This is a genomic window from Psychrobacter sp. CX21, from assembly GCF_057396255.1.
Window position 1 is genome coordinate 1 of sequence record NZ_JBXYJG010000035.1, and the last position, 8,238, is coordinate 8,238.

The window sequence follows — 8,238 nt, forward strand, 5'->3', positions numbered from 1 at the left end:
TGTAACTATCCCCTAAAATAACACAGCTCAAACGTAGAATTTCTTATAAAATACCCATAAGGAGTTTTAACATGAGCAAACGAATGACTGAAACCCAAATAGTATCAATCTTAAAAGAAGCAGAAGCTGGAATACCTGCCAAAGAGCTGTGCCGTAAATACGGTATTGCTAGTTCAACCTACTACAAGTGGAAGTCTAAATACGGAGGTATGGAAGCCTCTGACGTCAAGCGACTAAAAGAACTAGAAGAAGAAAACCGTAGGCTTAAACAGATGTATGCTGATTTAAGCCTCAAATCACAAATGCAGGAAGAAATCATAAAAAAGCTATAGCGCCTGTCCATGAACGTAAAGTCTGGGCACAAGAACTGCAGGCGCAGTATGGTGTTAGTATTGTGGTTAGCTGTCAGGTGGTCTGCATGAGTCGAACTGCTTATTACTACAAGCCTAAACTATCTGATGACAGTGAGATTATTGATGTCTTAAATGAGCTTACTGACAAGCATAATCGCTGGGGTTTTCCAAAGTGCTTTAAGCGTATGCGAGCACTTGGCTATTCATGGAATCACAAGCGCGTACATCGTGTTTACAAAGCGTTAAACTTAAACCTACGCCGTAAGACTAAAAGGCGACTGCCAGCACGCAATCCTCAGCCGCTAAGTGTGCCAAGTGCATTAGGGCATACTTGGTCTATGGACTTTATGAGCAATAAGCTACATAACAATATTCGCTTTCGAACCTTTAATGTGATTGATGATTATAACCGTGAAGTATTAGGCATTGATATTGGTACCAGCATCCCCTCACTTCGAGTGATTCGCTACCTTGATCAGCTAGCCGAGTGGCATGGTTACCCTAAGCAAATTCGTGTGGATAATGGTAGTGAGTTTACCTCACACGTATTCACTGATTGGGCATCGGCTCACGGTATTTACATTGACTATATCGAACCTGGTTGTCCTTATCAGAATGCTTATATTGAACGGTTTAATCGCAGTTATCGCAATGAGGTTTTAGATTGTTACCTTTTCAACAATTTAAACGAGGTCAATCAACTGACTGAAGATTGGATTGAGGTTTATAACACCCAAAGACCCCATGATTCACTTGATGATATGACACCTGCCCAGTACAGACAGGTGGCTTAACGATTCTACGATGATGTTGTGTTAAAGATGGGGTATTTACACATCTTGATGCTTGTATTCATTTTTATTGTTATTCTAAGCTTATAAAGCCTATAAGTTTTGGATGGTTATTTATGCATAAATTGGATTCTTGCAAATGTGAATACAATTTAGAGCAAAGTGAATATATTCCAATAAAGAAAAGTAATACTCCTTTTACTATACCTTCTCGTTCACTTTTAGAACTATTACAAACTGTTGGTTATTGGCAAACTAGAAAGGAAATGCCTAAAAGTACATATGGAATAGATAGTAAGATTGATTGGAATACGGAGGATCCTGAAGGTAAGCTAAATGACTTCATCAAGCGTAAGAAAGAGGGTAAATGGGTTAGCCTTGATGATTTGTACTGGTTGTTAGGTTTCTTCAAGCACCCTGAAGACGAACCTAATGAAACATTAAACAACTGGCAAAAGTCATTTGTATATTATATTAAAACCGAGAACATAAATGATCTTGGAGCACTTCCCCCAAGTTTCGAAGGTATGATATGGTTTGTTTATGCATACTTTCAACTCATTTATATCGAAGCTGATAAAAAAAATAAACTAAATAAAAAAAACCAAAATTGCGTATTCTATTTAGAATATTATGATTTATGGCAGTCCATTACTAATTTTTATGAATTAAAACTGGATTCTTCAATTAAAGATAATCGAATCGAGTGGTCTAATTTCTTAAAAAAACAAGCCACACCCATTGAGGGCATCGCTTGATTTAATTACTCTAAATTATATGTTATTACTATGACTTATTTTTGATTAGGGTTAAGTTGCTTACCCCGATTGCCCTGGTTTTTATCGTAAGTTTTGTTCGTACCTGGAGTTCCCTTATTATTATTTGAAATATCAGTTTGGTGGTTTGATTTAGTCGTATTTTTACTTATCATAATAATTATCCTTTTGCTATTAAGTTAATTTTTTAAATTTATTTACGAGGTGGATTATTATCACGCCCGCCGCCCGAAGGTCTACCAGTTGTACTTGGGAATCCTGCACCTTGTCCACTGTTAAAATAAATATTAATAGTTACTGCTCCATTTGACGAATTTAAAATCATTTTATTGTAGGTATAGTTTTGCAAACTCCCTTACCTACGGCATTAAGATTAATTCAATCCATTAAATGAATCAGCCTCGAAAAAATAGTTTTTGTTCAAAATTTGAACAATTTAGTCATTTATATTCAAATATTTATTATTATTTAGATAGTTATCTATCTATTTAAGACGCTAACGTAGCATCGAAGGTGCGGTTTAGCCTCGATTGTAGCGGATATACTGTACGGGTGAGTGAGTCTTTCAGAAAATCGCAGATTTTCTCTTGCGTCGGGGCAAAGCAGTGCTTTGCTTTATCCCTCCTCAGCTTGGTATTGGTGTGGCGCGCGAAGCAGGCGACTCGGCAAACCTTAGCCACTCGCCTCACTCAAACGTGCAGATAGTAGCGAAAAGCGAGATTAGCTACCTATCACTATTTCCTTTAAAATCACCTTATAACTTCTTTTTCTAATATCAATTCTAAGACCCCATCATGCGTCTAATCGAACTACGACTTAAAAATTTAAATTCCTTGAAGGGTGAATGGCATATCGATTTTAGCGATTCGGCGTTTGTGAATGAAGGGATTTTTGCCATTACGGGGCAGACGGGTGCGGGTAAGACCACGATTTTAGATGCGATATGTTTGGCTTTATACGGAGAGACGCCACGGATTAATAGCATTAGCAAAAGTAGCAATGAGGTGATGACACGGCAGACGGGCGAATGTTTTGCCGAAGTGGTGATTGAGTTGAACGGAGCTCAGTACCGATGCCGTTGGGGTCAGCGCCGAGCATATGGCAAGTTCGATGGAAATTTACAGGATGCCACTCACGAATTGAGTCAGGTAAGCGATGACCCTGATAAGGGCGATGAGATTTTAGAGGAGAAGTTGTCTCGCACCAAGCAAAAGATTATTGAGCTGACGTCGATGGACTTTTCCCAGTTTACCCGCTCTATTTTGTTGGCACAGGGGAGTTTTTCGGCATTTTTGAAGGCGAAAGCTGATGAACGTGCTGATATTTTAGAGAAGATTACGGGCACGGAGATTTATGCCGATATCTCTAAAAATGTGCATGAGAAGTACCGTATCGAGAAAGAAGAATTGGAGCGGATGCAAGCGGTGGCAAATAGTTTGTCGCTATTAGATGCCGATACCGAGGCAGAGCACACAGAGACGATTGACACTTTAAATGCTGAGCTGGGAGTCAAGAAAGCCAAGAAAGCAGGGTTTGAGGCACAAATTAACTGGCTGGATGCGGTTGCGGATTTGCAGGCTAAGCAAAGTCAGTATCAGCAGGAGGTTAGCGATGCCGAGCAAGCGAAGTCGGATTTTAGTGCTGATGCAGAGCGTTTAGATAAGGCAAATAAAGCGCTTGAGATTGGTAATGACTTTAATCAATTGCAGACTTATCGCAAGCAGCTTGCAGAGTTTACGGCGGATAAGGAAGATAGTGTCATACAGTTGCAAGCCGTTAAGGCTAGTTTTGAGCAGAGTCAGCAGGATTTACAGAAAACTGAGTTAGATGAGCAGACAGCAGTTAGTGAGTTTGAACACGCTCAACCGCTGATTGGTGAGACTCGCCAGCTTGATGAGCAGATTACGCACACTAAAGAGCGGTTGCATGACCAACGGAGTCGAGGTGATGCGCTTAAGGTAAGTAGTACTAAGTTAACAGAGTCGCTGACGACCTCTAAGCAAGAGCAGTCACAGTTACAAGATAGGCTTGATAAGACTAAGGCATATTTAGCCACACGCTCGCATCATGAGGCGCTGGCGAGTGATATTGAGTCGTTGCATCAGCTTGGGACGCAAGTTAAAACAGCGTTACATAATAATGCGGGTAAGGAGGCACAGAGGCAAGATGCTATCAAGAGTTTGGCGAAGTTGCGTGATAAGTTGACTAAGCTTGAGCACAGTCAACAGCAAGCGAGCGATAAGATTGAGCAAAAAAAGCAACTATTAGCGACGCTAAATCTACGTCAAGACAAGCTAATGCAAGGTCAAACATTGCAAAGCGTACGCCATCAGCAAAATGATATTGAGCAGAGTCGCCATCAGCTTAATGAGATTATGGCGCAGTTTGGGCAGGTACATCAATTGGCTGTGCAGGCTGAACAGATACAAGGGTTGCTACCTGATAGACAGCGTCGTATTGATAGGTTTGAGCAGAGCATTAAGGATAATGAGGATACGTTACATCGCCTTAATACTGAGTTTAACGATAAGCAAGAGAATTTGGCGTTATTGCTACAGGTGGTTAAGCTTGAGGATTTAATTGTTAAATTGGAGGACGATAAGCCTTGCCCGCTGTGTGGCTCGCTGGAACATCCTTATGATGGTAATCATCCTCTATTAATAAATAGTACGAATGAGTCTCAAGTTGATGCCGATAAACAAACACCGATAGTCAAGGTTAAATCTCGTTTGGCAGAGTTATCCAGTATCATTAAGAGTGTTGAGAAGCAAATTGCCGACGATAAGATTGGTCTTGGTACTACTCGAAATGAGTTAAGTGGTTATCATAAACAGTTACATGAGCAAATCACTCAAATAACAGAGTTAATGAGTGACAATAAATCTTTAGTGACTACTTTTACCCAAAATGTGGCTGACCTTTCCCCTGCCCTCATTAAAATATTTGACAATCAGGCGTTAATCTCGCAGTTGAAAGCGTCGCCAGATACTTTAGTCGATAGTGTTGAGTTGAACGATGACAAGGTTTCATATGATGGTTTTCAAACTGTCATGACGACTGCTGATGATTTATCTAAATTGATTCAAATTGTATTGCAGGATTTAGCGTCGCAAAAGAATGCGTTGAATACGCTACTGGATGATAACGATAGGTTAATTCAGGATATTAGCCAGAGTGAGCTTGAGGTCAAAGCGTTAAAGGATGCTACCCAGTCGGCAAATCAGGAAATAAATACACTTAATACGGATATTAAGTTGGTCATGCAACAAATTAGTAATGACGAGGATTATATTGAGTCTAATTTTGTAGAAATTGAACGCTTAATTCGTGTTATCGCAGATTTGGTTGACTCTTATAAACAGGATGATAAGGATAGATGGGCGACGCTTGATACGGACTTGAAGGAGTTAACAGATTCTATTACGAATAAACAGGTATTGACTGAGAGTGACTGTGAGCAGTACCTGCAAGCTTTACGTGAGTATTGCAAATGGATGCGAGACTTACAACAAACCTACCATCAGCATCGTGAACTTAGCCAGTCGCTTAGTAGTGAGATTAGTAATTATGATACGCGAATTAACGGCGTTGCGGGTCAGCTTAGTGACGTTGCAAAGGAGCTAAATACTATAGATGGTGCAATCAAAGATTTAGATGAGTCTTTAGCCTGTTTGCAAGAAAAGAGACAAACGCTGTATCAAGACAAAGATATGGATGTTGAAGAAAACCGATTGCGAGTGGCGGTTGATACGGCTAAAGAGAAGCTGTCACAAACTCGTGAGCGTTATCACCGTTATCAGCAAGAGATTAAGCAACTCAAGGAGCAGATTGATAAATTAGAGATTGCTATAAAAGAGACAAGCGGTAGTCTTAATCAGCAACAGGCATTATTCAAATCACTATTAACAGACAATAATTTTGCTGATAAAAGTGAGTTTAAAGACGCCATGTTGGAGCGTGAGACTCGTGAGGCGTTAGCCAGACAACAACTTCAAATAGACAGTGATTTAAAAATTGCTCAACATAAGCTTCAAGATACTAAACAGCAATTGGCAGAGAAACTGGCGAATCCATTAGTTGAGGTTGGAGAAAGCGCTGAAAGCAATGCAACTGATAAGATGACGCTTACATCTGAACTATCAGCAATAGAGGGTGAGATATCAGAGCTTAACAAACAAATTGGTGCGCTTGAACAAAAGCTTAAAGACAATGATGCCAATAAAGCCAATCAACAAACACAACTTGAGGCGATCAAAGCTCAACAACAGGCATTTGCGGTTTGGCGCAATTTACGTGAGCTTATCGGCTCGGCAGATGGTAAAAAGTTCCGCACCTTTGCACAGGGTTTAACCTTTCAAATCATGGTTAGTAACGCCAATACCCAGCTTAAAAAGATGAGTGACCGTTACCTGCTGACTCGTGATGAAGAAAATCCATTAGAGCTAAACGTCATTGATGACTATCAAGGTGGTGAGGTTCGAAGTACCAAGAATTTATCGGGCGGTGAAGGGTTTATTATTAGTTTGGCATTGGCGCTTGGATTGTCCAAAATGGCAAGTCAAAATATCAGTGTGGACTCCTTATTTTTGGATGAAGGGTTTGGTACGCTTGATGAAGACTCGCTTGATATTGCGCTTGATACCTTAACCAACCTGCAAGCCGAGGGTAAGTTAATCGGTGTTATCTCGCATGTACAGAGTTTAAAAGAGCGAATATTGACCCAAATCAAGGTTGAGAAGGTATCGGGTGGGTGTAGTGTGATTAGTGGGGCGGGGTGTTATAGAATTGCGGGTTAGGGTTAATAAATATATTGTTGAAAAGATTAATTTAAGCAGTAATTGAGTAATGAAACTGTACTAGGATTTAAAAGTTCAATATGGGATTGTTCTATTTATTGGTTTATAAATATTTAGTTTTTTAAGATTGGGAGTGTTACCTATTATGAAAGAAGAGATATGGTACGCTTTATCAGAAATATTTGTAGATAATGTAATAGATTATAAGTATATCGCCTCGAGCCCATCCTGAATTCTGTGTAACTGCAATTTAGATTAAATGCTTACTAACACGCTCATCGAACATAATCATAAATCGATTAAGAGCAGACGTCCAGTTACGGATGGGCATCGACCACTTTTTAGACGCCTGCTGAGTCGCTAGATAAACAACCTTTAACGCCGCTTGATCAGATGGGAATATCTTACGCTTATTCACAGCGGTACGAATCACGCTATTTAATGACTCGATAGCATTGGTCGTATAAATGGCTTTTCTAATGTCTTTCGGGTAATCAAAGAACACGGTTAAGCCCTCCCAATTATTGCGCCAAGAGGTAACCACATGCGGGTATTTATCGCCCCAGATCTCATTAAACTGCTCAAGGCTAGCCTCTGCCAGCTCAAGCGTATCAGCACCATAAACCGCCTTTAAACCAGCCGCTACTTTTTTTCTATCTTTCCATGGTACAAACTTCATAGAGTAACGTACCATATGCACAATACATAGCTGAACCTGTGTGTTTGGATATACCGTATTAATTGCCTCGCTAAAGCCTTTTAAACCATCCACACAGGCAATAAGAATATCTTGAACCCCACGGTTTTGTAGTTCAGTGAGAATACCTAGCCAGAACTTAGCGCCTTCATTCTCCGATAGCCACATACCCAGTAGCTCCTTTTTGCCCTCAAGATTGACGCCTAAGGCCAGATAGATGGCTTTATTAATGATTTGCTTGTCTTGACGTACTTTAACGACAATGCAGTCTAAATATACGATAGGATATAAGCTACTTAGTGGACGATTCTGCCATGCTGTGATGTCATCTATGATGTTGTCAGTAACCCTTGATACGAGACTGGTTGAGATATCAACGTCATAGATATCTTTGATACTCTCAACAATCTCAGTGGTTGTCTGGCCTTTGGCGTAAAACATGATGATTTTATCATCGAGCCCAGTGATACGAGTTTGATGCTTTGCAACCAATACAGGATCAAAGCTTCCTTCACGGTCTCTGGGTGTAGATACTTCAATCTCACCTGTGTCACTGCGCACTGTCTTTTTGGTGTGACCGTTGCGCTTGTTTGGGGTATCCGCCTTTTCATGCTTAGGATAGCCTAGATGCTCTTCCATCTCGGCTTCTAATGCAGTGTCAATAAATGACTGCATGAGCTCTTTTTGAAATGCTTTGATGTCTTCAAAGCTGCCAACGTGTTTGGCCATTTGTTCGGCTAGTTTTTTTAGTTCTGTTTGTTTTGTCATTGCTTATTCTCCTTTACTATGGATTATAAGCAGTTACACAAAGTTTGGGAAAGTCTC

Annotated in this window: 5 protein-coding genes; 3 read left to right on the plus strand and 2 right to left on the minus strand. The window is 40.2% G+C overall.

Annotated elements, in window-relative coordinates:
- Positions 1 to 71: 71 nt before the first annotated feature.
- Together AC2SLP_RS11765 and AC2SLP_RS11770 are read left to right on the plus strand one after the other, a co-directional pair.
- Positions 72 to 1,147 (plus strand): IS3 family transposase gene (locus AC2SLP_RS11765; protein WP_486535053.1). Its coding sequence is split into 2 segments (ribosomal slippage): positions 72 to 318 and positions 318 to 1,147, totalling 1,077 coding nucleotides; the frame shifts between segments, so codons are not numbered across the junction.
- A gap of 113 nt (positions 1,148 to 1,260) precedes the next feature.
- Entirely contained in the window at positions 1,261 to 1,902 is a 642-nt protein-coding gene (locus AC2SLP_RS11770; RefSeq protein WP_486536827.1) for a hypothetical protein, read from the plus strand.
- Between the two features lie 211 nt (positions 1,903 to 2,113).
- Here the strand turns inward: AC2SLP_RS11770 and AC2SLP_RS11775 are convergent, their stop codons facing one another.
- Positions 2,114 to 2,269 carry a hypothetical protein gene (locus AC2SLP_RS11775; RefSeq protein ID WP_486536828.1) on the minus strand — a complete coding sequence of 52 codons (156 nt, stop codon included), beginning with the start codon at positions 2,267 to 2,269 and terminating at the stop codon, positions 2,114 to 2,116.
- A gap of 445 nt (positions 2,270 to 2,714) precedes the next feature.
- Here AC2SLP_RS11775 and AC2SLP_RS11780 point away from each other — a divergent pair, with 445 nt between their 5' ends.
- Positions 2,715 to 6,716, plus strand: coding sequence for an AAA family ATPase (locus tag AC2SLP_RS11780; protein WP_486536829.1), 4,002 nt, complete (start codon positions 2,715 to 2,717; stop codon positions 6,714 to 6,716).
- Positions 6,717 to 6,966: 250 nt separating this feature from the next.
- Here AC2SLP_RS11780 and AC2SLP_RS11785 read toward each other — a convergent pair whose 3' ends face one another.
- On the minus strand, positions 6,967 to 8,181 hold the full coding sequence (locus tag AC2SLP_RS11785) for an IS256 family transposase (RefSeq protein WP_486535535.1): 1,215 nt from the start codon (positions 8,179 to 8,181) through the stop codon (positions 6,967 to 6,969).
- Positions 8,182 to 8,238: the final 57 nt, after the last annotated feature.

Bases quoted from the DNA above. Each gene is read 5' to 3' on its own strand.
- AC2SLP_RS11780 (WP_486536829.1), top strand. From the start codon at position 2,715: ATGCGTCTAATCGAACTACGACTTAAAAATTTAAATTCCTTGAAGGGT.
- AC2SLP_RS11785 (WP_486535535.1), bottom strand. From the start codon at position 8,181: ATGACAAAACAAACAGAACTAAAAAAACTAGCCGAACAAATGGCCAAA.
- AC2SLP_RS11770 (WP_486536827.1), top strand. From the start codon at position 1,261: ATGCATAAATTGGATTCTTGCAAATGTGAATACAATTTAGAGCAAAGT.